This window comes from Bradyrhizobium sp. MI1.10 (assembly GCF_055811035.1).
On sequence record NZ_JBVVPN010000011.1, the window covers coordinates 2,909 to 28,515 of the forward strand.

Consider the following 25,607-nt stretch of genomic DNA (forward strand, 5'->3'; position numbering starts at 1 on the left):
CGCGCCCCCAACCCCGCGCCCGCCCGTTCGGGGCGCGGTGTGTAGCCGTTGCGAGGTGCTCGGCCGGGCGGGCGGCGGGGGGGTGGGGGGGTGGGCGCCCCCCCCCGCCGCCCCCCCCCGCTCCATGCCTATCGGAAGGGCACCTAAAGTGTGATGGCAAATGGTCAGGAAACCGAGATCGAAACACTCCGCATCGTCATCGCGCGTTACAGCGCGCCGCAATGATTGGAATTCGATCTGCGATCTCCATCAGGGCCCGCGGTCAATGGCCGCTTCTCGAGGCCGTATACATGACCGCTCCCCGATCCGTTTGCCGAAGCATCAAAAGCCCTTGCCGAGAGGGGGCCGTCCATACATGACGGGAAGGAGACGGCGCGTGGCCCATCTGTTATTCTTTGTGCGGAAGCGGTCACTCCGCATTGGGAGTTCGAATGAGAGTACTTGTGATCGGCGCGGGAGCGCTCGGAGGCTATTACGGAGCTCGCCTGGTCCGAGCCGGCGGCGACGTGACCTTTCTGGTGCGGGCCGGGCGGGCGGAGCAATTGCGGCGGAATGGATTGCAGGTCGTGAGCCCGCATGGCGACTTCGCCGTGCAGCCGAAGGTCATCCTGGCCAACGATCTCAAGGAAACGTTCGACGTCGTGCTCGTCGGGGTGAAATCCTACTCGCTCGACGATGCGATGGTCCAGTTTGCCCCGGCGGTCGGCGCCAACACGATGATTTTGCCGATCCTCAACGGCTTGAAACATGTCGACGCCCTGACTGCGCGGTTCGGTGCGAGATGCGTCCTCGGCGGGCTCGCGAATGTCAGTGCCGGGCTCGATGCGGATGGCCGTGTCGTTCAGTTCATGGCCAATCAGACGATTGTCTTCGGGGAGATCGAGGGTTCGCTGAGCGAGCGTGTGCTTGCCCTGGAGACGCTGCTGCACGTGCCCGGTATCGACGTGCGCGCCAGCGAAGCGATCATGCAGGACATGTGGGAGAAATTCGTCCAGCTCAGCACGCTCGCCGGCATCACCTGCCTGATGCGCGCGAGCATCGGAGACATTCTGGCCGTGCCGAACGGCGAGCAATCCATCTTCCGGCTGTTTGCCGAATGCTGCGCCGTCGCGACGGCCTCAGGTTTTGAGCCGCGAGCGCCTTTCATCGAGTTTGACCGAAAACTGTTTACGACCCCAGATTCCCCGCTCAAGGCCTCGATGCTGCGTGATATCGAGCGCGGCTCGATCACCGAGGCGGAGCATATCCTCGGCGATATGGCCAACCGGGCCCGTGCACTCGGCATCGACACGCCGCTGCTGGATCTCTCCCGGGCGCATGTGGCGGCCTATGAGATTGGGCGGCAACGAGCGGCCAGCTAACCCGCTCCGATCAGCGGGATCGCTTCATCCCGCTCATACAGATACAGCAGGCATCGCAGCGCCTCGCCGCGCTCGCCCTTGAGTTTCGGATCGTCCTTCAGGATGCGCAGCGCCTCGTCGCGGGCCTGCGTGATGAGCTGGCCGTGCACCTCCGAGCGGGCGATGCGGTAGCCGGGCAGGCCGCTCTGGCGCACGCCGAGCACATCGCCTTCGCCGCGCAGCTTCAGATCTTCCTCGGCGATGCGAAAACCGTCGGTGGTCTCGCGGATCACCTTCAGTCGCGCCTTCGACATTTCGCCGAGCGGCTCGGAGTAGAGCAGCAGACAGGTCGAGGCCTCCGAGCCGCGCCCGATGCGGCCGCGCAATTGATGAAGCTGGGCGAGGCCAAAGCGTTCGGCGTTCTCGATCACCATGATGGTCGCCGCCGGCACGTCGACACCGACCTCGACCACGGTGGTCGCGACCAGCAGCCCGATCTCGTGGGCGGCGAACTGGCCCATGACGCGGTCCTTCTCGGTGCCCTTCATCTGGCCGTGGACAAGGCCGACGCGGTCGCCGAAACGCTTCTGGAGGCTTTCGAAGCGCTTGGTGGCATTGGTTAGGTGCTCGGTGCCCTCGGCCTCGGATTCCTCGACCAGCGGGCAGATCCAGTAGACCAGCTTGCCGGATTCGAGCGCGCGGCCGATGCTGTCGGTGACCTCGCCGAGGCGGCTCATCGAGATGGTGCGGGTTTCGATCGGCTGGCGGCCGGCCGGCTTCTCCCTGAGCTCGCTGATGTCCATGTCGCCGAAATAGGTCAGCACCAGCGTGCGCGGGATCGGCGTGGCGCTCAGCACCAGCACGTCGACGGCCTCGCCCTTTGAGGTCAGCGCCAGCCGCTCGCGCACGCCAAAACGATGCTGCTCGTCGACGACCGCGAGGGCGAGATCGCGAAAGATCACGTCGTCCTGGATCAACGCATGGGTGCCGACGAGCAGGTCGATCTCGCCGGCTTCGAGCTGTGCCAAGAGTTCCCGCCGCTCCTTGCCTTTTTCGCGGCCGGTGAGGATCGCGACCCGCATGCCCGCACGCTCGGCGAGCGGCGCGATGGTCTTGATGTGCTGGCGCGCCAGGATTTCGGTCGGCGCCATCAGGGCGGCCTGCTTGCCGACCTCGGTGACGGCAGCGGCGGCGAGCAGCGCGACCACGGTCTTGCCGGAGCCGACGTCGCCCTGGAGCAGACGCAACATGCGCACCGGCTGTTGCAGATCGCTCGCGATGGCGGCTGCCGCGTCGCGCTGGGAGGACGTCAGCGCATAGGGCAGGGCGTCGATGATCTTGTTGCGGAGGTGCCCGTCGCCGGCGTTGCGCACGCCGGCCGGGCGGCGCAATTGGGCGCGAATCAGGGCAAGGGCGAGTTGCCCGGCCAGGAGTTCGTCGAACGCGAGACGGGACCAGAACGGCTGGTCGGGCAGAATGTCGGTGAGCTCAACCGGCTGGTGCACGCGGGTGAGCGCCTCGGCGATCGGCGGGAAGCCGCAGCGGCGCAGCACCTCCGGGCTGATCCATTCCGGCAGTGCCGGCAGCTTCAGCAGCGCCTGCGCGACCGCGCGGCGCAGCGAGCCGAGTGCAAGGCCTTCGGTCAAGGGATAGACGGGATCGATGCCGGAGAGTTTGGAAATCGCCTCCTCGTCCAGCACCCGGTCGGGATGCACGATCTGCGGGATGCCGTCGTACATCTGGAGCGTGCCGGAGACGAAGCGCTTCTCGCCGATCGGCAGCAGCTTCTCGACATAGCCGGGCTTTGCGCGGAAGAACGTCAGCACGACGTCGCCGGTATCGTCGCTGGCGTAGACGAGGTAGGGCGCGCGCGCATTGCGCGGCGGTGGCGGGCGGTGGCGATCGACGGTGACCTCCAGCGTCACCATGGTTCCCTGCGCGGCGTCGCGGATCTTCGGCCGCGCGCGGCGGTCGATGACCTGGCTCGGCAAATGCAGCAACAGATCGACCAGCCGCGGCGTCTCATTGCGGCTGAGCAGATATTGCAGCAGCTTGTCCTGCTTCGGACCGACGCCGGGTAGGCTGGTCACGGGGGCAAACAGCGGATTGAGCAGGCTGGGGCGCATCAGGCGAACCTAGGATCGTTTTCGCTCGTCATGCCCGGCTTTATGCCCGGCATCCACGTGTTTTTTCGTGTCCCTGCGGCGGCAGCGGCCATGACAAATCGAGGGCTGACAGGGCCCGCCCGAGTGGCTATATCACCCCGGCCCGGCACGTCCGGGCTTTTGGCGTTTGACTGGAATTGAGACATGACGGGAACGACACGATCGAGCGACGGGCTGGACGACCGCCGCAAGCGGCTTCTGTTCCGCTGCTGGCACCGCGGCACGCGCGAGATGGACCTGATCCTCGGCCGCTTCGCGGATGCCGAGATCGGCAATCTGTCCGACGACGAGCTGACGCAGCTCGAGACCCTGCTCGAAGAGGCCGATCCCGACCTCTACGCCGCCATCACCGGCGACAAGGTGCTTCCCGCCGAAGTCATCGGCCCGCTGTTTGCGCGCATCAAGGCGTTTCCGATCGCGGACCGCGACGTATGAAGCAGGGGATGAAATCGCCGGCCGAGCTGCTCACGCCCGGCCGCGCGCTGACGCTTGCCAATGTCGCCGAGGGTGCCGAGGGCCTCGTCGTCTCCGATCTGGCGCGCGCAATCGCGGCGCGGCCGAAGAAGCCGGCCGTCAGCCTCGCGGTGATCTGCCGCGACGGGCCGCGGATGCAGCAGCTCGAACGTGCCTTGCAATTCTTCGCGCCCGATTTGCCCGTGCTGACCTTCCCGGCCTGGGACTGCCAACCCTATGACCGCGTCTCGCCGCATGGCGGCGTCCTCGCGCAGCGCCTGACGACGCTGGCACGGCTGGCGTCCCTGACCGGTAGCGACAAGCCGCTGATCGTGCTGACCACGGTGAACGCCGCCGTGCAGCGCGTGCCGGCGCGCGAGCTCGTCGCGGCGCAGGCGCTGTCGGTCGCGCCGGGCAACGTCGTGCCGATGGACACCATCATCGCCTGGCTCGAGCACAACGGCTACAATCGCTCCTCGACGGTGCGCGAGCCCGGCGAATACGCCGTGCGCGGCGGCATTCTGGACCTGTTTCCGGCCGGACTGGACCAGCCCGTCCGCTTCGACTTCTTCGGCGACAGCCTGGAATCGATCCGCACCTTCGATGCCGAGACCCAGCGCACGCTGCTCGACATGCGCGCGCTCGATCTCGTGCCGATCTCCGAATTCCAGCTCGTCACCGACACCATCCGCCGCTTTCGCATGGGGTATGTCGCCGAGTTCGGCGCGCCCGAGCGCGACGATGCGCTCTACGAAGCCGTCAGCGAGGGCCGCCGTCATCCCGGCATGGAGCACTGGCTGCCGCTGTTCCAGGACCGGATGGACACGCTGTTCGACTACCTGCAGGGTGCGGCGATCGCGATCGAGCCGCAGGCCGAGGACGCCATCCGCGAGCGCTTCAAGCAGATCCTCGACTATTACCAGGCCCGCCGCGATGCGATGGAGCATCCGGGCGGCGGCGCCATCTACAAGCCGCTGCCGCCTGACCGGCTCTATCTGACCGAGGAGGAGTGGGGCAAGCGCGAGAGCGGGATGCCGCTGGTGCGGCTGACACAGTTTTCGGTGCCTGCCGATGGTACCAGTGTGGTCGATGCCGGGGCACGCAAGGGCCGCGACTTCGCGCCGGAGCGCAATGATAACAAGGTCAACGTCTTCGAAGCCGTCGTCGCACATGTGCATGGGCTGCTGACAAGCCGCAAGAAGGTGGTCATCGCGCTCTGGACGGAGGGCTCGCGCGACCGCATGACCTCGATGCTGCGTGATCACAAGCTCACCCCTGTGACCAGCGTCAACAGCTGGCGCACGGTGCAGGCGACCCCGCGCAACGAGACCATGCTTGCCGTGCTCGGCCTCGAAAGCGGTTTCGAGACCGACGAGATCGCTGTCATCAGCGAGCAGGACATTCTTGGCGATCGCCTGGTGCGGCCGCGCAAGGCGAGCCGCAAGCTCGACAATTTCATCTCGGAGGTGACGAGCCTCGCCGCCGGCGACATCGTCGTCCACGTCGACCACGGTATCGGCCGCTTCATCGGCCTGCAGACGCTCGACGTCGCCGGCGCGCCACATGACTGCCTCGAGCTGCATTATGCCGCCGAGACCAAGCTGTTCCTGCCGGTCGAGAACATCGAGCTGCTGTCGCGCTACGGCTCCGACCAGACCTCGGTCGAACTCGATCGTCTCGGCGGCTCCGGCTGGCAGACGCGCAAGGCCAAGCTCAAGAACCGCATCCGCGAGATCGCGGGCGAGCTGATCAAGATCGCTGCCGAGCGCCACCTCCACGAGGCGCCGAAGCTGCCGGTGCAGCCGGGCCTCTATGACGAGTTCTGCGCGCGCTTCCCGTATGACGAGACCGAGGATCAGCTCGGCGCGATCGAGTCCACGCTGAAGGACCTCGAGCTCGGCCGTCCCATGGACCGGCTGATTTGCGGCGACGTCGGCTTCGGCAAGACCGAGGTGGCGCTGCGTGCCGCCTTCGCGGTCGCGCTCGAAGGCAAGCAGGTCGCAGTCGTGGTGCCGACCACGCTGCTCGCCCGTCAGCACCACAAGACGTTCACCGACCGCTTCAAGGGTTTCCCGGTGCAGGTCGCACAGGCCTCGCGCCTGGTGCCGGCCAAGCAGCTCAATCTGGTCAAGAAAGGCCTCACCGACGGTTCGGTCGATATCGTCGTCGGCACCCACGCGCTGCTCAGCAAGTCGATCAAGTTCCGCGACCTCGGCCTGCTGATCGTCGACGAGGAGCAGCATTTCGGCGTCACCCACAAGGAGCGGCTGAAGCAGCTCCGCGCCGAGGTGCACGTGCTGACGCTGTCGGCGACGCCGATTCCGCGCACGCTTCAATTGGCGCTCACCGGCGTGCGCGAGCTCTCGATCATCGCCTCGCCGCCGGTCGACCGTCTCGCGGTCCGCACCTTCGTCGCTCCGCACGATCCCCTGATGATCCGCGAGGCGCTGCTGCGCGAGCGCTATCGCGGCGGCCAGGCGTTCTACGTGGTGCCGCGCATCGACGACCTCGCCGAGGTCAAGGACTTCCTCGACAAGAACGTGCCGGAGATGAAGGTCGCGGTCGCGCACGGGCAGATGCCGCCCGCGGTGATCGAGGACATCATGACCGCGTTCTACGACGGCAAGTTCGACATCCTGCTGTCGACCACGATCGTGGAATCCGGTCTCGACATTCCCAATGCCAACACGCTGATCGTGCATCGCGCCGACATGTTCGGCCTCGCCCAGCTCTACCAGCTCCGTGGTCGCGTCGGCCGTTCCAAGCTGCGGGCCTATGCGCTGTTCACGCTGCCGGCGCAGCAGAAGATCACGGCGCAGGCCGAGCGCAGGCTCACCGTGCTGCAATCGCTGGAGACGCTGGGCGCGGGCTTCCAGCTCGCCTCGCACGACCTCGACATCCGCGGCGCCGGCAACATCCTGGGCGAGCAGCAGTCCGGCCACATCAAGGAGGTCGGTTTCGAGCTCTACCAGTCGATGCTGGAGGAGGCGATCGTCAACCTCAAGGCCGGCGTGTCCGAGCCCGCCGCCGATCGCTGGTCGCCGACGATCACAATCGGCATGCCCGTGCTGATTCCGGAGGACTATGTCGGCGATCTCTCGGTGCGGCTGTCACTCTACCGGCGGCTCGCCGACCTCGACAGCGAGGAGGAGATCGAGAATTTCGGTGCCGAGATGCGCGATCGTTTCGGCGTGCTGCCGGACGAGGTGCGCTATTTGTTCAAGGTCGCCGCGATCAAGGCGTTCTGCCGCCAGGCTAATGTCGGCAAGATCGATGCCGGTCCGAAGGGCGCCGTCATCGCCTTCCGAGACAATTCCTTCGCCCATCCCGATCGGCTGGTGAGCTTCATCCGCAGCCACGGCCAGGCCGCGAAGGTGCGGCCCGACATGAAGGTGGTGTTCCTGCAAGACTGGGAGACGCCGGAAGAGCGTCTGGCCGGCACCACCGAGATCATGCGCCAGCTGGCGCAGCTCGCGCAGAGCAAGAAGGCGGCGTGAGCGAGGTGCCGTAGGGTGGGCAAAGCGAAGCGTGCCCACCACCATCGTCAACTTTGGAAAGGGCACGGCGCAAGTGCGCCTTTGCCCACCCTACGGCAGCTCGCGAGGTAATTACGACGCCGCCCGCGACGCGTCGGCCGACAGCCGCCCAAGTAGCGACCTTGCCGTATCCGACGGCGACAGCGAATCCACCGAGACCACGGGATCGCTGCGCATTTCGTGCTTGCCGTTCGACGTGTGCCGCATCACGGCAGAGAGGCGGCGGGCGATCATGTGGGCGGTGCGGAAGTCGGTTTCGGCGAACACGACGATGACCGACCCGTCCTTCTGCGCCACGCCAAAATCCATCTGTCGCATCAGGCGGCTGAGAATGCGCGCGGCATCGAGCTGGGCGCGGGAATTGCCGGGATCGAAGGCGAAGCGTGCGACCGAGAGGCCGCCGCCGCGGGCCAGCGTCTGCTCGACCGCCTTGGCAAAATCGCGGGCAAAGGCCTCCACCGTGAGCAGACCGCTGCGCGGGTCGAGCCAGCCGCCGGCATCCATCGAGCGCAGCGTGCGGCTCAGCTGGGCTTCCATCGCGTGCTGGCGGATCAGGGGCAGCGCGTTGGCGGCGACCTTCGCCGGCTCGCCCGGGATCAGCTCGAGATTGGGCAAGTCATAAGCCTGCGTCAATTGATGCGCGGTGACGACCACGGGCAGGCTGCGGAAGCGAGTGTCCTCGGCGAGCACCGTGAGGAAGGCATCGGTCACGCGGGCGGTAAAACCTTCGGCGAGCACGACGCCGTCGAGGTCGCGGGTGTTGAGATGCTTGGCCGCGGCCTCGATCGAGAGCGCGCCGACGACGCCAATACGCTCGCCTAGCGCAACGGAAAGCGCGGGGTAAGCCGCGCCGCGACCGATCAGAAGCACCGTAGCATCGCGAACGGGATCAGCGTCCGGCAGCGCGACTTTCACCTCGGGCAGCCGGCGCAGCACCGTGGCATGAAGCGTGCGAATCCGTAGCGCGGCGCGAAGCCGTGCGATCAGGCGTTCGGAATGGCCGGCGCGCGAGGAGGAGAAGGGCAGGGCGTTGTGCGGGAGCGCGCCCGCCGCATCCAACGCCACGAAGGGAAGGTAAGGCGATTGCTCGGCGATCTTCCTGGCGAGCAGCGCCAGATGCGGCTCGTGCCCGGCATCCATCGCGGCGAGAACAACGGCCGGCTGCACCTCTTCGACCGCGCGCGTCGCGCCGGCCCAGCCGGTGTCGATCACGGGGAAGAATCGCGCCTCGTCCAGCGCCGCGATGAAGGCCGGCCGCTCGCCATTGGACACAAACAGGATCGGGCCGGCCTGGGACATCGAGAGACTCTGATCACGCGACAGGTGCCGCGCAATCTAGTCCGGCCGCCTTAATGCAGCGTCAATGGAACGGTCGAAATGACCCTCAACCCGGTCCGGAACGGTCGCGAAAAGCTTCGACCATCAGGGGGTTAAGCCCGAGTTCACTGAGCGCCTCGCGGGCGCGGGCATTGTCCTGGGCTCGGCCCGCGAGCCGGTGACCGGAGAGTCGGTCGGGCAGCGCGGTCAGCAGGGCGCCCTGGCCGAGCCGGCGGGCCCATTCCTGGAGGTCGTTGGAGAGGAAGCGGTAGCCGCCGACGGCCATGATCCCTGAGGGCGGCGCGGTGATGCAGATCGCGCCGCTGGGGCGGTCGAGCCGCGCGGCATAGCCGGTATCGACATAGTCGCGTGGCGGCTGCGCGATCAGGGTGTCGCCGGCCGGCTGTGGCGGGGCGTAGGCCGCGATCGGCACCATCGGGCCGCGCAGGCCGAGCGTGCCCTTCGGCGTCAGCAGAATCTCGCCGGCGATCGATGAACCCGACTGCTCGCGTGGCGCGCCGTGCGGTCCCGGCATCACCGGTACCGGCATGCCGTCCTCGCCACGCCGGGCGCCGAACAATCCGGCCTCGCCGAACAGATAGACGTCCGTGAACGGCGCGTGCGGCGCGATCCATGCCTCGCTCGCCGCCACCTGCTCGGGCGCGCGCCACAGGCCGATGACGTTGCGCAAGGTCGGCATCCGCGCCGCCAGATCGGAATCGCCGAGCCGCTGGGCAAATTGCGCCGGTGCGATCAGCACGTCGCATTCGTGCGCGTTGATCTGCTGCTCCAGCACGTCGTTCTCGAACGGATGATGCAGCGCCAGCGTACCGCCGCACAGCAGCCACACCGCGAGCGAGGAGGCGAGCCCTGCGAACGACATCGGCGTGAACGCCGCCATCACGGTCGCGCCCTGCCTGACGTCGGCTTCCAGCGACATCGCGAGCCCACCGGCGATCAGGCTGAAATGCGGTCGCGGCACCGGACGAAAGCCTTCCGCGGTAACGTCGAAGGAGATCATCGCCGCCTTGCGGCCATCCTGAATCACGGCGCGCGAGGTGCCGGGCGGACGGGCCTGCACGTCGTCGAGCGAGGCCATGCCTTCGGGCAGGTTGGTGCCGAAGCCGCAGACATGGCGAATCGAGAAGGCTTCCGCGGCCGCATGCATGGCGAGATCGGCATAGCTGACGCCGTCGACCGTACTCATGGTGACGATGGCGCGCGCCGCGGTGCGGTTGAGAGCGGCGGTCAGTTCGGCATGGCGCCAGAGCAGCGGCAGCACGGCAACGACGAGGCCGGCGCGATGGGCGGCGAGAACGGTGAGCACGAACTCGACCGTATTCGGCAGCTGGATGGCGATGACGGAATTGGCCGGCAGGCCCGATTCGACGAAATAGGCGGACAGCGCCTCGATGGCCGTGTCAGCCTCGGCATAGCTCATCCGCCGCGGCTGGTGCCCGGTCACGCGGAACTTGTTCAGCGGGTCGAGCAGGGCAGTCGCGTGCGGCTGCCGCATCAGCGTGCGCTGAAACAACGTGTCGAGCGTCGGCGATACGGCTGGCTGGTTCACGGCGTCACTTTGCTTGATCAGCTTGCGGCTGCCCCTTCGACCACCAGGTCTCCGGCAAATAGCCGGACAGCGAGGTGGCCTCTGGCCGTTCTATCCGATTCCAGCGCGCGATCCATTGCTCGGATACGTTAAACAGGGGGATTGTATAGAAACCGGAGATCAAAGCGCGATCGAGCGCCCGTACCGCGGATACGAAATCCGTATGTTCACGGGCTTCCAGCAGTGCGGCGATCATCGCATCGACCGCGGGATCCCGGGCCCCCATGTAGTTGCGGGTGCCCGGATTGTCGGCGGCAGCGCTCCCCCAGTAGAAATATTGCTCGTTGCCGGGCGACAGCGACTGGTCCCAGCGGTTCTGGATCATGTCGAACTCGTAGGCGAGCCGGCGCTGGTCGAACTGCACGGGATCGACCGATCGCACGCTCGGCTCGATGCCGGCGCGCCTGAGGTCGCGCTGGAACGCAAGCGCGACGCGTTCCTGGTCGCGGGTCGTGACCAGGATCTCGAAGGTGAAGGGCGCCTTGGTCGCGCGGTTGTGCAGCACAGTGCCGTCGAGATCGTAGCCGGCTTCCGACAACAGCTTCAGGGCCGCGCGTAGCGTGGTCCGGTCGCGGCCCGAACCGTCGGTCACCGGCAGGCGGTAGCTGCCGTCCATGATGTCAGGCGGAATCTGCGCGGCGAACGGCTTGAGCAGCTCGCGCTCGCGCGTATCGGAGGGATGGCCATACGCTGACAGGTCCGAGCCGGCAAAATAGCCGGCGACGCGCGAGTAGAGGTTGAAGAAGTAGTTGCGGTTGACCAGCTCGAAATCGAACAGCAGCGTCAAGGCTTGGCGGACGCGGATGTCGGCGAAGATGGGACGCCGCGTGTTGAACACCAGAAATTCGGAAGGTTGCGGCACGCCCGGCTTGAAGGTGTCGCGGATCACGTCGCCATTCTTCGCCGCGGGAAAGTCGTAGCCGTCATGCCAGCGCAGCGGCTCGTGCTCGATGCGGAAATCATAGAGGCCGCGCTTGAAAGCTTCGAACTGGCCGTTGGCCTCGCGAAAATAGTCGAGCCTGATCTCGTCGAAATTGTAGAGCCCGCGATTGATGGGGAGGTCACGGCCCCAATAGTCGGGATTGCGGGTGAGCGTCACGCTGGCACCGGGCCTCACCGCGGTGACGCGATAGGGGCCGGAGCCGACCGGACCCGTCAGCGTCGTCTCCTCGAAAGCCGCGACGTCGACCGCGTGTTTCGGCAGGATCGGCATCAAGCCGAGGATCAGCGGCAGTTCGCGGTCATTGGCCCCCGCAAGGTCGAAGCGGACGGTGAGGGGATCCGGCGCCTCGGCGCTTGCGACCTTGCCGTAATATTGCCGGTGGTTGGGGCGGCCGTGGTCGCGCAGCAGCTGCCAGGAGAACAGCACGTCCTCGGCGCGGACCGGCTTGCCGTCGGAGAAGCGGGCGCGGGGATCGATGTGGAACGTGACAAAGCTCCGCTCGTCATCGGTCTCGACCGATCTGGCGAGCAGGCCGTAGAGCGTGAACGGCTCGTCATTGCCGCGCGCGAGCAGGCTCTCGATCACGTAGTTCCGCATCTGCTGCACGGCCAGTCCCTTGACGATGAAGGGATTGAGGCTGTCGAAGGTGCCAAGAACGCCCCAGGTCAGCCGGCCGCCTTTGGGGGCATCAGGATTGACGTAAGGCATGTGGGTGAAATCGGCAGGCATCGCCGGCTTGCCGTGCATCGCGATGGCGTGGGCCTCCTCTGCCCCCGCGCCGCTTGCCGGGAGCCCCAAGGCGAATGAGACCCCCAAGCCGAAAGCCAGGGTGCAGAGGCGGACGCAAAGACCTTCAGGGCGGCCCTCGAGAAGGCGCTGGAACATGAACATCTGCACACGTTGATTCGAGGACCGCGGGCCTGAATCCTATCACAGGGATTTTCCCGGGGGCGCACGCCGGCGCGCGGCCAAAGACGCTTGTCGGCATTGATCTTTTCGTCGGCCACGTTAAGAAGGCACGCAATCGCGCACGAGCGCCGAGCCGTCACTTATCCGCCTCATTTGACGGGGAGAGAGCCGCGCCCAAGGCGGCCAGGTTCGGTGCGTCGAAGCGGTTCGGGCACTTCCCGTTTAGAAAGGGTTTTCCGCAATGAATTTCCGTTACTTGGCCGCGTCCGTCCGGCCGCGCGGGCGACTTCTCGCCTTGTTGACGGCGACGGCGTTGGCCGTGCCGTTTGCCGCCGAGGCTCAGGCGCCAGCTCCGGGCGCGCCCGCGCCCAAGGCGGCTCCGAAGGCCGCTCCGAAGGCTGCCCCAAAAGCGCCGGCGCCGGCCGCTCAGGCACCCGCCCAACCGGCACCCGCCCAAGGCGCTCCGGCGCAGCAGGGCGCGGCCCAGCCGGCCGATCAGCAGATCCAGCTGATCTATGCCCCCTGGACCAAGTTCTGCCTCAAGGGCCAGGACGCCAACGCCAAGCAGGTCTGCTTCACCGGCAAGGATGGCCGTATCGAGTCGGGCCAGCCGGTCATCGCGGCCGTCATCATCGAGCCCGAAGGCGAGCCGAAGAAGATCCTGCGCGTGACGCTGCCGCTCGGCATGCAGCTGGTGCACGGCACCCGCATCATCGTGGATAACAATCCGCCGTTGCAGAGCCCGTATGTGATCTGCTTCCAGAACGGCTGCATGTCCGACTACGAAGCCACGCCCGAGTTCATCAACAACATGAAGAAGGGCCAGAACCTCGTTGTTCAGGCGATCAATGCCAACGGCGCGCCGCTGACGCTGCCGCTGCCGCTCGCCGGCGAATTCCAGAAGGCCTATGACGGTCCGCCGACCGATCCGAAGGTGTTCGAGGAAACCCAGAGGAAGCTGCAGGAAGAGCTCCAGAAGAAGGCTGAAGAGCTGCAGAAGAAGCAGCAGCAAGCGCCTGGCGCCGCTCCGGCCGGACAGAAGTAATCAGCGATCAATCCCGCACATGAAAAAGGCGCTCGGTTCGAGCGCCTTTTTTGCTGGCCAGTTGGTGGCGGCGAAACTCAGTTCAGCGATGGATTCCGCGGGCGGTAACCGCCGGTCTTGTCCTTGACGAAGATCTCGGCGACCTGGGAATGCCGGACCGGCTCGCCGGAATCGTCCGGCACGAGATTCTGTTCGGAGACATAGGCGACGTATTCCGACTCCGAGTTCTCCGCGAGCAGGTGATAGAACGGCTGGTCCTTGTGGGGCCGCACCTCCTCGGGGATCGACAGCCACCACTCCTCGGTGTTGTTGAATTCCGGATCGATGTCGAAGATCACGCCCCGGAACGAGAAGATCCGGTGGCGCACGACCTGTCCGATCTGGAATTTGGCGGTCCGCGCTTTAATCATTCCCCGTCGATAGACCAGGATTGTGGCCGATGCTAGTGCCCTGATCTGGAATTAACCCGCGGTTGCGGGGCAGATAACCCCCCAATCTTCAGAAAACACTTCATCAATGGTCGATATCCTCAATCTGGCTCTACCTTATTTCGGCTTAATCTTCGTTGGATTCGCCTGTGGCAAGGTCAAATCGCTTCCGGAATCGGGCCTCGCCTGGATGAACTTCTTCCTGCTCTATGTGTCGCTGCCGGCACTGCTGTTTGCGATCATGTCGAAGACGCCGTTCTCGGAATTGAACAACCCGCCATTCCTGGTCGCGACCACGCTGTCGACCGTTGCTTCGTTCACACTCGCGCTGGTCGTCGGCAAGGTTCTCGGCGGGCTGACGCTGCGCGAGGCGACGCTCGCCGGGCTCTCCGGCGGCTATGGCAATATCGGCTACATGGGACCGGGCCTGGCGCTCGCCGTGCTCGGGCCGAAGGCCTCGGCGCCGACTGCGCTGATCTTCTGCTGCGACAGCATCTTTCTGTTCACGATCGTGCCGCTGCTGATTGAGCTCTCCGACCGCGATCATCCCTCGATCGTGCATGCCTTCGGCGTCGTGCTGAAGCAGATCGTGCTCAACCCGTTGATCATGTCAGCCTGTTTTGGCGCGGCCTTCGCATCGCTGCATATCGAGATGCCGGTCGCGCTCGATCGCACCATCACCTTCCTCCAGAACGCAGCCGCCCCGACCGCGCTGTTCGTGCTCGGCGTGACCGTGGCGCTCCGTCCGTTCGATCGGGTCCCGTGGGAAGTGCCGGGCGTGATCGCGATCAAGCTCCTGATCCACCCGCTCGCAGCTTTCGGCCTGATGCTGGCGTTCGGCCCGTTCGCGCAGCCCTGGGCCGCGACCGCCGTGCTGATGGCCTCGCTGCCGCCGGCGTTGAACGTGTTCGTCATCGCCCGGCAGAACGACGCCTGGATCGAATCCGCCTCCGTCGCAGTGCTCCTTGGGACCTTTGCGTCCGTTGTCACGCTGACCAGCGTGATGTGGGCGATCCAGACCGGGCGGCTGGCGTTTCCTTGAGCGGCGGTTACTTCCGCCAAGTCGGCGTCAGCCCCTCGCGCATGGCGAAGCGGCGCAGCGGGCCGATCGCGCCAAGCAGGTGCATGCCGACCGCGCGGACAGGCTGGAGCGGCAGGAAATCGTTGAGCAGCGAGCGGTTGGCGATGTCGATCGCAAAGGTCCGGCTCAGGATGTCCGGGCGCCGGGCCCGGTCGTAACGCTTGAGCACGTCGGGCGCGCCGGGATCCTGGCCCGATGCGATGGCCTCGCCTGCGAGCCTCGCAATGTCGGCGGCATCGCGAAGGCCGAGATTGAGGCCCTGGGCGCCGATCGGGGGAACCACATGGGCGGCTTCGCCGACCAGCGCGATGCGGTCGCGACCAAAGGATTTTGGACGTTCGATCGCCAGCGGGAACAGATGGCGGCCCGGCTCGACCGTCATGCGTCCGAGGATCGAATGCGACTGCTTCTCGATCGCGGTGGACAATTCCTCGTCGCTCAGGCCGCGAAGTCGCTCTGCGTCCGCAGGCGCCGAGACCCAGACGATGCTGGAGCGATCGCCGGGCAGAGGCACGAACACGCAAGGGCCATGCGGGGTGTGGAACTCGGTCGAGACGTTGCGATGGGGCCGCGCGTGGCCGACATTGAAGGTCAGCGCCGTCTGGGTCAGCTCGCGCCGCGTCACCGCGATGCCGGAGGCTTGGCGGCACAGCGAATGCCGGCCGTCGGCGCCGACCACGAGGCGGGCCGAGAGAAATTGCGCAGCCGCGGTGCGGATCGCGACGTCATCGGCTTCGATGACGACAGTTTCGGCCTCGTCGTCGAAACGGACGACATCGGGCAGTTCGGCCGCGCGCGCCTCCAGCGCCAGCATCAGCGAGCGGTTGTCGATATTGTAACCGAAGGCATCGAGGCCGATTTCGTGGCAGGAGAACCGGACCTCGGGGCTGCGAAACAGCCGGCCGGTGTCGTCGACGAGCCGCATGATTTCAAGCGCGGCCGCCTTGTCCTTGCAGCGCGGCCAGACGTCGAGGCTCTCCAGCAGATCGACGGAGGCACCGAGTAGCGCCGTGGTGCGATTGTCGGCATAGGGCACGCGACGCGCCACCAGTGCGGTCCGTGCGCCTGCCTGCGCCAATGCGATGGCTGCGCCAAGTCCCGCCGGTCCGCCGCCGATCACGGCCGCGTCAAAAAGTGTCGATGCATCTGTCATGGAACGACATTTGACACGCCCCGCGGCAAATTCAAGCCCACTGATATTTCCCTGATTTTATGACGAATTGTGCGACCGGGCGACGCAATGGCTTATGTGCAAACCGGTGTCATTCTGATAGCAGAAGCCATGGAAAGCCAAGAGGATTCCCTGAAGCCCAGGCCCGCGATCCGCGCCGCTGCCTTCTCGGTGCACATCTTCACCGCGTTCGGTGCGGCGATCGCGCTGCTGGCGATGCTTGAGGCCGTGCGCGAGCACTGGGCGGCGATGTTTCAATGGCTGGGCGTCGCCCTCATCATCGACGCGATCGATGGGCCGATCGCGCGGCGGCTCAACGTCAAGGACGTGCAGCCGAACTGGTCGGGCGACGTGCTCGATCTCGTGGTCGATTTCGTCACCTACGTCTTCGTGCCGGCCTATGCGATCGTGGCCAGCGGCTTGCTGCTGCCGGTCGCAGCACCCTTGCTCGGCGTCGCCATCATCGTCACCAGCGCATTATATTTCGCCGATCTGCGCATGAAGGCGGAGGACAATCATTTCCGCGGTTTTCCGGCGCTGTGGAATGCGGCGGCGTTCTATCTGTTCCTGCTGCACTGGTCGCCGCTGCTCTCGACGCTGCTGGTCGCGGCCCTGGTGGTGCTGACCTTCGTGCCGTTCCACGTGCTGCATCCCGTGCGCGTCGTGCGGCTGCGTTGGCTGACGATGTCGCTGATCGCGATCTGGGCTCTGCTCTCCTTCTACACGCTGCAGATGGACTTTCGCGTCGGCACCGGCGTGACTGTCGCGCTCTGCGCGATCGCGCTCTGGATCAGCTTTAGCGACGCATTGATACGGCTGACAAGATCCTTCGCATGATGCACCTGTTGACCAGCCCCGAAGCCTGGGCCGCGCTCCTCACCCTGACCGCGCTCGAGATCGTACTCGGCATCGACAACGTCATCTTCCTGTCGGTGATCGTCTCGCGCATTCCCGAGAAGCAGGCGCACCGCGCCCGCCAGATCGGGCTGGCGCTGGCGCTGATCTTCCGCATCATCCTGCTCAGCCTCCTGGTCTGGCTGATCGGCCTGACCGCGCCGGTGTTTTCGTTTTCGGGTTACGGCTTCTCCTGGCGCGACCTCATCCTGATCGGCGGCGGCCTGTTCCTGATCGCGAAGGCGACGCACGAGATTCATGGCGAGGTCGAAGCCGATGACGGCGAGGGCGACGAAAAGTCCCCTCGTAACGCTTTCTTCTGGGTCATCGTCCAGATCGTGATCATCGACATGGTGTTCTCGCTGGACTCGATCATCACCGCGATCGGCATGGCGCAGGACCTCGAGATCATGATCGCGGCCGTCGTGATAGCCTGCCTGATCATGTACATTTCGTCGGGGCCGGTGTCGCGATTCGTCGCGGAGCACCCGACCACGAAAATGCTGGCGCTGGCCTTCCTGGTGCTGATCGGCGTCGCGCTGGTTGCGGACGGATTCCAATTCCACATCCCGCGCGGCTACATCTATTTCGCGATTGCGTTCTCGGCGGCGGTCGAGTTCTTCAACGTGCTGGCGAAACGCAACCGCAGGAAAACGGCCAAGCCGTCGGTCTAGGCATTCCAGCCGGCGTCGAGTTGACAAGGCGAGCGCGATGTCTTTCGCTGGCCCGCCAGAAGAGGAGGTCAGGTGATGACCAAAGCCGTCCGTGTGCACAAGGTCGGAGGCCCCGAAGCCCTGGTCTATGAGAGCGTCGATGTTCCGGCGCCGGGCCCCGGCGAGGTGCGCATCCGCCAGCATGCCGTCGGCCTGAACTTCATCGACGTCTATTACCGCACCGGCCTCTACAAGGCGCCGGGGCTGCCCTTCATCGCCGGCAACGAGGCCTCGGGCGAGGTTCTCGCAGTCGGGCCGGGCGTGACGAATTTCCATCCGGGCGACCGCGTCGCCTACTACCACAATCTCGGCGCCTATACCGGGGAGCGCAACATCCCCTGGGAGCGGCTGGTCAAGCTGCCCGACCACATCACCCACGAGCAGGGCGCCGTGCTGATGCTGAAGGGGTTGACGGTCTGGTATCTCCTGCACAAGACCTTCAAGGTCGAGCCCCATCATCGCGTGCTGATCCATGCCGCGGCGGGCGGCATCGGCCTGCTCGCCTGCCAATGGGCGAGGGCAATGGGCGCCCACGTCATCGGCACCGTCGGCTCGCGCGAGAAGGCTGCGCTTGCCGAGGCCAATGGCTGCGACCATGTCATCCTCTACAACGAGGAAGACTTCGTCGCGCGCGTCAAACAGATCAGCCGCAACGAGGGCTGCGACGTGGTTTATGACGGTGTCGGCAAGGCGACGTTCCCGGGCTCGCTGTCCTGCCTGAAGCCGCGCGGGATGTTCGTCTCCTTCGGCAATGCCTCAGGCCCGGTGCCGCCATTCTCGATCGCCGAGCTCAACACTCACGGCTCGCTGTTTGCGACCCGGCCCAAGCTCAACGACTATATCGGCACGCGCAAGGAATTGCTGGAAGGCGCCGACACGCTGTTCGCCGCCGTCATCAACGGCAAGCTGCACGTGCCGATCAACCATGCCTACGCGCTCAAGGACGCCGCCAAGGCGCATATCGATCTCGAAAGCCGCAAGACCACCGGCGCGTCGATCTTGAAGCCGTAGCTCGCCGTCATTGCGAGCGAAGCGAAGCAATCCAGAATCTTTCCATTGAGGCAGTCTGGATTGCTTCGTCGCTTCGCTCCTCGCAACGACGAACGCGTCACGCCACGCGCCGTGCCGCGCCTGCCCTGGTCAAAATCCCGTCCAGACAATCGATCATCTCGGCGATCTCGGCCCGCGTGACGTTCAGCGCCGGCATGAAGCGCAACGTGTCGACCTGCGGCGCGTTCAGCAGCACGCCGGCCTCGAACGCCTGCGCGACGATGCCGGGCGCGATCGGCAGCTTGAGGTCGAGCGCGAGCAGGAGGCCGCGGCCACGCACTTCGCCGAGCCCATGCCGCGCCGAGACCTTCTGCAATTCGCTTTCGAGCAGCAGCCCGGTTTCGGTCGCCGTCTTCAGGAACTCCGGCTTGTTGACCTCGTCGAGCACCGCGAGCCCCACCGCGCACATGATCGGGTTGCCGTTGAACGTGCCACCCTGGTCGCCGTGCTCGAAGCAGGCGGCGCGGTCGGTCGCGAGCAGCGCCGCGAGCGGCACGCCGCCGCCGATGCCCTTGCCGAGCGTCATGATGTCGGGGGCGATGCCGGTGTGCTCGTAGTGGAAGAGCTTGCCGGTCCGGCCCATGCCGGTCTGGATCTCGTCGAAGATCAGGAGGAGGCCGTGCGCGTCGGTGAGGGCGCGCAACTCCTGCAAGAACTGATCGGTCGCCGGCCACACGCCTGATTCACCCTGGATAGGCTCGAGCATCACAGCGACGGTGTTGTCGTTGATCAGCTTTTCGACCGACGCGATGTCGTTGAGCTTCGCCTTCTTGAAGCCGGCGACCTTCGGCTCGAACAGCGGCTCAAAGGCCTTCTTGCCCGAGGCCGACATCGTCGCCAGCGTGCGGCCGTGAAAGCTGCCTTCGAAGCTGATGATCTCGAATGCGCCACCTCTGTGGATGCCGCCATATTTGCGCGCGAGCTTGATCGCGCCCTCGTTGGCTTCCGCGCCGGAATTGGCGAAGAACACCTGGTCGAACGCGCTGTTTGCGACCAGTGCCTGCGCGAGCTTCAGGCTGGGCTCGTTGTAGAAGGCCGGGCTCGGCGTCAGTAGCCGCTTGGCCTGCGCGGCAAGCGCGTCGGCGATCGCGGGCGGGGAGTGGCCGAGGCAGTTGACGGCCCAGCCCTGCACGAAATCGAGATAGCGCTTGCGGTTGTCGTCCCAGAGGTAGGAGCCGGCGCCACGGACGAACACGGCCTTGGGCCGAGCGGTGATGTCCATCAACGCGTCATACGGATGGGTGGCGTTGGTCATGTCGAACTCCTCTGGAGGCGGGGGAAAAGGGCGCGCGAACAGCAAAAAGGCCGCACCTTGCGGGTGCGGCCTTCTCGAAAACTTACGCTGAATTCAGTGCTTCAGCGGCGTCGTCGGACATGGCGCACCCTCTCATCGTCGCGGGAGCGACGGCGGAGCATTTCGGTGCGCTGATGGGTCCGAGCGTTGATCATGGTGCGCGGCAATACATGCGAAAGGTGGGGCTTGTCAAGCGGGCGCTTTACAAACCACACGCGCAGCGTGCATGGGGCAGGTGAGAGATGCGCGCCTGGAAACCATTATGTCTCTAGCGCGTTTGTGATCACAGGACGCGAATTGGCTCGAACCGAACGCATGACGGTTCGGACCAAGAGGGGCGGGACCAACCAGATAGTTTTAAACCTTGTCCGACACGCCTTATCCGATCGACCTCGACAGCATTCGCGGCGCGTTTCCGCCGGGCATCGAGGCGCCGTCGCTGTTGCTGGACTTCGCCGGCTGGTTGGAGGGGCGCCCCTGGGGCAGCGTCGGCTGCTTCTCCTTGCAAGGCCAATTCTCCGATCACGCTCCGATTGTCGACGGCAGTCCCTTGCGCGACAGGTTTTCGCTGTTCATGCGGTTGCCGGATGGCTCGGCTGTTGGCGGCTGGTATGGCGCGGGTCTCGACCGTGACAATCCGCCGATCGTGGGGCTTGGGTCCGAGGGCGATTACGAGCTGCTGGCACCGAGCCTCGATGGCCTGCTCGCAAAACTGACGTCGCAACAATTCGACAAGGCCTGGAGCGATCTGAAGCCGCACGACGAAGTCGAATGCCAGACGGTCGAGCTTGCGCAATGGCTCACCGGACGGCTGAGCGGGGAGATGGCGGCGCCCGATGACGATCCGTCGGAGCTGCCCGACTTTCGCGGTTTCATGGAAAAATGGAGCCGGGATCGCGAAGACTACTGGGCCAATCATCGCTTGATGGCCGAACTCGGCTGGCGCCTCGCCGCGCATCTACCGAAGGGCAAGAAGCCCTGGGATAGGACGAGCTTCGAGATCGCGATCGTCGGCAGGCAATACCAGGCGCGTGTCCTGACGGGCGGACCGCAACCGTTCGAGGAAGCCGCCTCGATCGAGTCCCTGCTGCGCGATCTGCGCGAGGAGATGCGCCGCGCCCAGCCCGAACTCGGGCTGTGGTACGCGATGAAATTCGGCCTCTATGCCGACGGCCGCGTCATGCCCAACTTCGAATACGATGTGCGCCCGACCATCGACGGCGAGCCTGCGAAGCTGTCGGAGGCGCAAGCCGATCTTGCCCGCGCGCCGCGGCCGGAGCGCTGGGTGCCGAAATGGCTGGCGGAATCTTGAAGCCCGGATTGCCGCGACGCTGCCGCCCCGCCGGCGCGCCGAAATCTTTGCACCTTCGATCCCCCTTGACTTAGAGCGCGCTCGAAGGGGTATCTGTAGGCGCGTCAGTACGAGAACGGGCACACATGAAGATCGGCGACCTCGCAAAACGAACCGGCCTGTCGACGCACACGCTGCGCTACTACGAGCGCATCGGGCTGCTGCCATACGCCGACCGGGATCGCTCCGGCCAGCGTGACTTTGACGCATCGATCCTCACATGGATCGAATTCCTCGGTCGGCTCAAGACCACGGGAATGCCGATCCGGGACATGTTGCGTTACGCGGCGCTTCGTGACGAAGGCGACGCTACCGGCTCAAGCCGGCGGCAGATCCTGGAAGTCCACCGCGAACAGGTGCGCACGCAGATTGCCGAACTCCAGGAATGCCTGCTCGTCCTTGATACCAAGATCGCCGGCTATGCCAGCGACGAACAGAGGACGAAGGAAAATGACGCACGCCCAAACGCAAGACGAAAGCCGCTTCGATCGCGGACAGCGGGCCCTGTTACGCATTGACGGCAGAGCTGGTGAAGCGGTCGTCGCCTCACTCGCCGACATTGCTCCGGATTTCGCACGATACGTGATCGAGTTTCCGTTCGGCGACATTTACTGCCGCCCGGGCCTCGGCCTGCGCGATCGCGAGATCGCGACGATCGCCGCGCTGACGGCCCTCGGAAATGCCGCGCCTCAGCTCAAGGTGCATCTCGAGGCGGGTCTGAACGTCGGGCTGTCTCGCGACGAGATCGTGGAGGTCATCATGCAGATGGCCGTCTATGCGGGCTTCCCGGCGGCGCTGAACGGGCTGTTCGCAGCCAAGGAAGTGTTCGCCGCACGTGACGAACAGCAGGCGTCGGGAGAAGCGAACGGCGGGCGTGATGTTGCCGTAGCTTAGCGACGGCTCGCTCCCTCTCCCGCTTGCGGGAGAGGGAGCGGAGAGTTCGTCGCTGCACTGACCGCGACAGCGGAAGATCAGAATCCCGCGACGCTGCCGTGCAGGTCGTATTGGTCGGCGCGTTCGATCTTGGCGGTGACGATCTCGCCGACGCGCAAGGGGCGGCGGCTCGACAGGTAGACGGCGCCGTCGATCTCCGGCGCATCGGCCTTGGAGCGGCCCTTTGAGACGGTCGGGCCGACCTCGTCGATGATGATCTGCTGGCGGGTGCCCACCTTGCGCTTCAGCCTGCGCGCGGAGATTTTCTGCTGGCGCGCCATCAGCGCGTTGTAGCGCTCCTGCTTGATCTCTTCCGGCACGGGGTTCTCGATCGCGTTCGCGGTCGCGCCGGCGACCGGCTCGTACTTGAAGCAGCCGAGCCGATCGATCTCGGCTTCGTCCAGCCAGTCGAGCAGATAGGCAAAGTCCGCGTCGGTTTCGCCGGGGAAGCCGACGATGAAGGTCGAGCGCAGAGCGAGATCGGGACATTGCTCGCGCCAGCGCTTGATGCGCGCCAGCGTCTTGTCCTGCGCCGCCGGGCGCTTCATCGCCTTCAGCACCTCGGGGCTTGCGTGCTGGAACGGGATGTCGAGATAGGGCAGCACCTTGCCCTCGTTCATCAGCGCGATGACCTCGTCGACATGCGGGTAGGGGTAGACATATTGCAAGCGGACCCAGGCCCCTAATTCGCCGAGCTCGCGCGCGAGGTCGATAAATTTGGCGCGGACCTGGCGATCCTTCCACGGGCTCTCGGCGTATTTCAGATCGACGCCGTAGGCCGAGGTGTCCTGCGAGATCACCAGCAGCTCCTTGACGCCGGCGTCGACCAGGCGCTCGGCCTCGCGCAGCACGTCGTTGGCCGGACGCGAGACCAGGTCGCCGCGCAGCTTCGGAATGATGCAGAAGGTGCAGCGGTTGTTGCAGCCCTCGGAGATCTTCAAATAGGCGTAGTGCCGCGGCGTCAGCTTGATGCCCTGCGGCGGCACCAGATCGAGATGCGGATTGTGGGCGGGCGGCAGCGCGCGATGCACGGCGTCCAGCACGCTCTCATATTGCTGCGGGCCGGTGATGGAGAGCACGCCGGGATAGGCCTGCTCGATCTGCTCGGGTTCCGCGCCCATGCAGCCCGTCACGATCACCTTGCCGTTCTCGGCCATGGCCTCGCCGATCGCCGAGAGCGATTCCTGCTTGGCGCTGTCGAGGAAGCCGCAGGTGTTGACGATGACGATGTCGGCCCCGTCATGCTTGCGGGCGAGCTCATAGCCCTCGGCGCGCAGGCGCGTGATGATGCGCTCGGAATCCACCAAAGCCTTGGGGCACCCGAGCGACACGAAGCTGACCTTCGGCGCAGCCGTCTGATCCATATCCAAATCTGCCTGATTGACAGGGTTGAGCTAGTCCCAATTGCCCATAATTACAACCCTTTGCATGGCCGGCGGGCATGCTATGGATGAATCACTGGTGGTGAGTGAGCAATGAGCGCCGAACAGTCGCCCAAAATCGTGATCGTCGACGAAAGCCCGATCCGGGCTGCGATCCTCGAGGAAGGGTTGCGGGAGGCCGGATTCACGCAGATCGTTCATATCAGCGAGATGCAAAGCCTGCTCGCCCGTATTTATGCGGTCGACCCCGACATCATCCTGATCGACCTGGAAAACCCCAGCCGCGACGTGCTGGAAGCGATGTTCCAGGTCAGCCGCGCCGTGAAGCGGCCGATCGCGATGTTCGTCGACCAGAGCGATTCATCCTCGATCCAGGCCTCGGTCGAGGCGGGGGTCTCCGCCTACATCGTCGACGGGCTGAGGAAGGAGCGCATCAAGCCGATCCTCGACCTCTGCGTGTCGCGCTTCAATGCCTTCGCGAAACTCCAGGAGGAGCTGGAGCGTACCAAGTCGCAGCTCGAGGATCGCAAGGTCATCGAGAAGGCCAAGGGCATCCTGATGAAGGTGAAGGGCCTGACCGAGGACGAGGCCTATGTGCTGCTGCGCTCCACCGCGATGCGCGAGAAGAAGAAAATCGGCGAGATCGCCCAGTCGATCATCACCGCGTCGGAGATGCTGAAATGACCACTCCCCTCCGCATCGGGTTCATTCCGCTGGTCGATGCCGCAGCGCTGATCGTTGCCGTCGACAAGGGATTTGCCGCGGCCGAAGGGCTCGAGGTCGAACTGGTCCGCGAGGTCTCCTGGTCCAACGTCCGCGACAAGCTCAATATCGGCTTGTTCGACGCCGCGCACCTGCTCGCGCCCGTCGCGATCGCGTCCTCGCTCGGTCTCGGGCATGTCAAGGTGCCGATCGCGGCGCCCTTCAATCTCGGCATCAACGGCAACGCGATCACGGTCTCGCCGGCGCTTCATGCGGCACTGATGGAGGAGATCGACGGCGACCGCTTCGATCCGCTCGCCACGGCAAAAGCGTTGGCGCGTGTGGTCGCCAAGCGGCGCAAAGCGGGGGCCGACCCGTTGACCTTCGGCATGACCTTCCCGTTCTCGACCCACAATTACCAATTGCGGTTCTGGATGGCGGCGGCCGGCGTCGATCCCGACGAGGACGTGCGGCTGGTGGTGCTGCCGCCGCCCTATATGGTCGACAGTCTCGCCAATGGGCATGTCGATGCGTTCTGCGTCGGCGCACCTTGGAATTCGATCGCGGTCGATCTCGGGATCGGCCACATCCTGCATTTCGTCTCCGACATCCTGGCCCATGCGGCGGAGAAGGTGCTGGCGCTCCGCCAGGTCTGGGCCGACAAGAATCCGGACGTGGTCGCCAGCCTGGTGCGCGCGGCGGTGAAAGCCGCCGAGTTCATCGAGCATCCGGAAAACCGGACCGAAGCGGCGCAGATCCTGGCGCAGCCCGAGCGGATCGGTGTCGATGCCGAAGTCATTCAGCGCACCCTCACGGGACGCCTCAAGATTTCGCCCGACGGCACCTTTCGCGAGAGCGGCAGCTACCTTCTGGTGGGACGCGAAGAAGCAGGGCGTCCCGATCCGGTCCAGGCCGCCTGGCTCTATGCCCAGATGGTGCGCTGGGGGCAAACGACGCTGACGCCCGATGGGGTCAAGACGGCTATGGCCGTCTTCAGGCCCGACCTCTACGACGGCGCCCTCGGCCGCCGGCCGCCCGCTCAAGCCCCCGCGGCATTCGGCGCATTCGCCGGCCCCGCCTTCGATCCCGCCAATATTCGGGGGCATCTCGAAGCCTTCGCGGTAGGCCGCTGGAAGGTGTGATTCGGGCCTGCACCGTTTTTGAGCGCCGGAGATCCGAGTCTAAATTTTAGGCCGACTGCTCGAATTTCGTAAGAGCTCCAGAGCCCTGAGTTCCCTTTTGCGCTCTTAATTGCTTGATACGACACACATTTTCATTTCGTCGAAGCTGG

The 25,607-nt window shown here is 65.4% G+C and carries 21 protein-coding genes; 13 read left to right on the forward strand and 8 right to left on the reverse strand.

The features are described from left to right. Window positions 1–431 precede the first annotated feature (431 nt). On the forward strand, window positions 432–1,361 hold the full coding sequence (panE, locus tag AC0L3K_RS13465) for a 2-dehydropantoate 2-reductase (protein ID WP_219685575.1): 930 nt from the start codon (window positions 432–434) through the stop codon (window positions 1,359–1,361). Here panE and recG read toward each other — a convergent pair. Further along, window positions 1,358–3,466: an ATP-dependent DNA helicase RecG gene (gene recG / locus AC0L3K_RS13470; protein WP_354128245.1), complete on the reverse strand. Its 2,109-nt coding sequence runs from the start codon at window positions 3,464–3,466 to the stop codon at window positions 1,358–1,360. The two genes, panE and recG, sit on opposite strands and share 4 nt — an antisense overlap. A gap of 183 nt (window positions 3,467–3,649) precedes the next feature. On the opposite strand from recG, the gene AC0L3K_RS13475 reads away from it, so the two are divergent. Both AC0L3K_RS13475 and mfd read left to right on the forward strand, forming a co-directional pair. Continuing rightward, a complete protein-coding gene (locus AC0L3K_RS13475; protein ID WP_009859479.1) occupies window positions 3,650–3,940 on the forward strand; it encodes an FAD assembly factor SdhE in 291 nt (96 codons plus the stop codon). Next, entirely contained in the window at window positions 3,937–7,455 is a 3,519-nt protein-coding gene (mfd, locus tag AC0L3K_RS13480) for a transcription-repair coupling factor (RefSeq protein ID WP_219685573.1), read from the forward strand. The genes AC0L3K_RS13475 and mfd overlap by 4 nt, the downstream gene beginning before the upstream one ends. 111 nt (window positions 7,456–7,566) lie before the next feature. On the opposite strand, the gene AC0L3K_RS13485 is transcribed toward mfd, so the two are convergent. From AC0L3K_RS13485 to AC0L3K_RS13495, 3 genes are all read right to left on the reverse strand, one after another. Beyond that, the gene (locus AC0L3K_RS13485) at window positions 7,567–8,793 is read right to left on the reverse strand and encodes a hypothetical protein (RefSeq protein WP_007590861.1); all 1,227 of its coding nucleotides are present in this window, start codon (window positions 8,791–8,793) and stop codon (window positions 7,567–7,569) included. 85 nt (window positions 8,794–8,878) lie between these two features. Continuing rightward, a complete protein-coding gene (locus AC0L3K_RS13490; RefSeq protein ID WP_219684368.1) occupies window positions 8,879–10,381 on the reverse strand; it encodes a class I adenylate-forming enzyme family protein in 1,503 nt (500 codons plus the stop codon). A 4-nt stretch (window positions 10,382–10,385) separates the two neighbouring features. Further along, window positions 10,386–12,254 (reverse strand): extracellular solute-binding protein, encoded by a 1,869-nt coding sequence (locus tag AC0L3K_RS13495; RefSeq protein WP_219684371.1) that lies wholly within the window; start codon window positions 12,252–12,254, stop codon window positions 10,386–10,388. A 259-nt stretch (window positions 12,255–12,513) separates the two neighbouring features. On the opposite strand from AC0L3K_RS13495, the gene AC0L3K_RS13500 reads away from it, so the two are divergent. Next, window positions 12,514–13,317 carry an invasion associated locus B family protein gene (locus AC0L3K_RS13500; RefSeq protein WP_219684367.1) on the forward strand — a complete coding sequence of 268 codons (804 nt, stop codon included), beginning with the start codon at window positions 12,514–12,516 and terminating at the stop codon, window positions 13,315–13,317. 77 nt (window positions 13,318–13,394) lie between these two features. On the opposite strand, the gene hspQ is transcribed toward AC0L3K_RS13500, so the two are convergent. Beyond that, window positions 13,395–13,727 carry a heat shock protein HspQ gene (hspQ, locus tag AC0L3K_RS13505; RefSeq protein ID WP_007590865.1) on the reverse strand — a complete coding sequence of 111 codons (333 nt, stop codon included), beginning with the start codon at window positions 13,725–13,727 and terminating at the stop codon, window positions 13,395–13,397. A 106-nt stretch (window positions 13,728–13,833) separates the two neighbouring features. Here hspQ and AC0L3K_RS13510 point away from each other — a divergent pair, with 106 nt between their 5' ends. Next, the gene (locus tag AC0L3K_RS13510) at window positions 13,834–14,787 is read left to right on the forward strand and encodes an AEC family transporter (protein ID WP_219684366.1); all 954 of its coding nucleotides are present in this window, start codon (window positions 13,834–13,836) and stop codon (window positions 14,785–14,787) included. A gap of 7 nt (window positions 14,788–14,794) precedes the next feature. On the opposite strand, the gene AC0L3K_RS13515 is transcribed toward AC0L3K_RS13510, so the two are convergent. Continuing rightward, window positions 14,795–15,979, reverse strand: coding sequence for a UbiH/UbiF family hydroxylase (locus AC0L3K_RS13515; protein ID WP_219684365.1), 1,185 nt, complete (start codon window positions 15,977–15,979; stop codon window positions 14,795–14,797). 87 nt (window positions 15,980–16,066) lie between these two features. Here AC0L3K_RS13515 and pcsA point away from each other — a divergent pair, with 87 nt between their 5' ends. The 3 genes from pcsA to AC0L3K_RS13530 all read left to right on the forward strand — a co-directional run bounded on the left by pcsA (window position 16,067) and on the right by AC0L3K_RS13530 (window position 18,615). Next, window positions 16,067–16,834, forward strand: a complete 768-nt coding sequence (gene pcsA / locus AC0L3K_RS13520; RefSeq protein WP_219684364.1) for a phosphatidylcholine synthase — start codon at window positions 16,067–16,069, stop codon at window positions 16,832–16,834. Beyond that, a complete protein-coding gene (locus AC0L3K_RS13525) occupies window positions 16,831–17,565 on the forward strand; it encodes a TerC family protein (RefSeq protein ID WP_219684363.1) in 735 nt (244 codons plus the stop codon). The genes pcsA and AC0L3K_RS13525 overlap by 4 nt, the downstream gene beginning before the upstream one ends. 75 nt (window positions 17,566–17,640) lie before the next feature. Next, complete coding sequence (locus AC0L3K_RS13530; protein WP_007590887.1) at window positions 17,641–18,615, forward strand: quinone oxidoreductase family protein; 975 nt, start codon at window positions 17,641–17,643, stop codon at window positions 18,613–18,615. 97 nt (window positions 18,616–18,712) lie between these two features. On the opposite strand, the gene AC0L3K_RS13535 is transcribed toward AC0L3K_RS13530, so the two are convergent. Beyond that, complete coding sequence (locus AC0L3K_RS13535; RefSeq protein ID WP_219684362.1) at window positions 18,713–19,909, reverse strand: acetylornithine transaminase; 1,197 nt, start codon at window positions 19,907–19,909, stop codon at window positions 18,713–18,715. Between the two features lie 403 nt (window positions 19,910–20,312). On the opposite strand from AC0L3K_RS13535, the gene AC0L3K_RS13540 reads away from it, so the two are divergent. From AC0L3K_RS13540 to AC0L3K_RS13550, 3 genes are all read left to right on the forward strand, one after another. Beyond that, complete coding sequence (locus AC0L3K_RS13540) at window positions 20,313–21,260, forward strand: hypothetical protein (RefSeq protein ID WP_219684361.1); 948 nt, start codon at window positions 20,313–20,315, stop codon at window positions 21,258–21,260. A gap of 125 nt (window positions 21,261–21,385) precedes the next feature. Beyond that, window positions 21,386–21,817, forward strand: coding sequence for a MerR family transcriptional regulator (locus AC0L3K_RS13545; RefSeq protein ID WP_219684360.1), 432 nt, complete (start codon window positions 21,386–21,388; stop codon window positions 21,815–21,817). Next, window positions 21,750–22,193: a carboxymuconolactone decarboxylase family protein gene (locus tag AC0L3K_RS13550; RefSeq protein ID WP_007590895.1), complete on the forward strand. Its 444-nt coding sequence runs from the start codon at window positions 21,750–21,752 to the stop codon at window positions 22,191–22,193. The genes AC0L3K_RS13545 and AC0L3K_RS13550 overlap by 68 nt, the downstream gene beginning before the upstream one ends. Before the next feature lie 77 nt (window positions 22,194–22,270). On the opposite strand, the gene rimO is transcribed toward AC0L3K_RS13550, so the two are convergent. Continuing rightward, a complete protein-coding gene (gene rimO, locus AC0L3K_RS13555; protein ID WP_354128242.1) occupies window positions 22,271–23,596 on the reverse strand; it encodes a 30S ribosomal protein S12 methylthiotransferase RimO in 1,326 nt (441 codons plus the stop codon). 111 nt (window positions 23,597–23,707) lie between these two features. On the opposite strand from rimO, the gene AC0L3K_RS13560 reads away from it, so the two are divergent. Together AC0L3K_RS13560 and AC0L3K_RS13565 are read left to right on the forward strand one after the other, a co-directional pair. After that, window positions 23,708–24,298 carry an ANTAR domain-containing response regulator gene (locus AC0L3K_RS13560; protein WP_007610503.1) on the forward strand — a complete coding sequence of 197 codons (591 nt, stop codon included), beginning with the start codon at window positions 23,708–23,710 and terminating at the stop codon, window positions 24,296–24,298. After that, entirely contained in the window at window positions 24,295–25,458 is a 1,164-nt protein-coding gene (locus AC0L3K_RS13565) for a CmpA/NrtA family ABC transporter substrate-binding protein (protein ID WP_219684357.1), read from the forward strand. Before AC0L3K_RS13560 ends, AC0L3K_RS13565 begins: the two co-directional genes overlap by 4 nt. The last annotated feature ends 149 nt before the right edge of the window (window positions 25,459–25,607 follow it).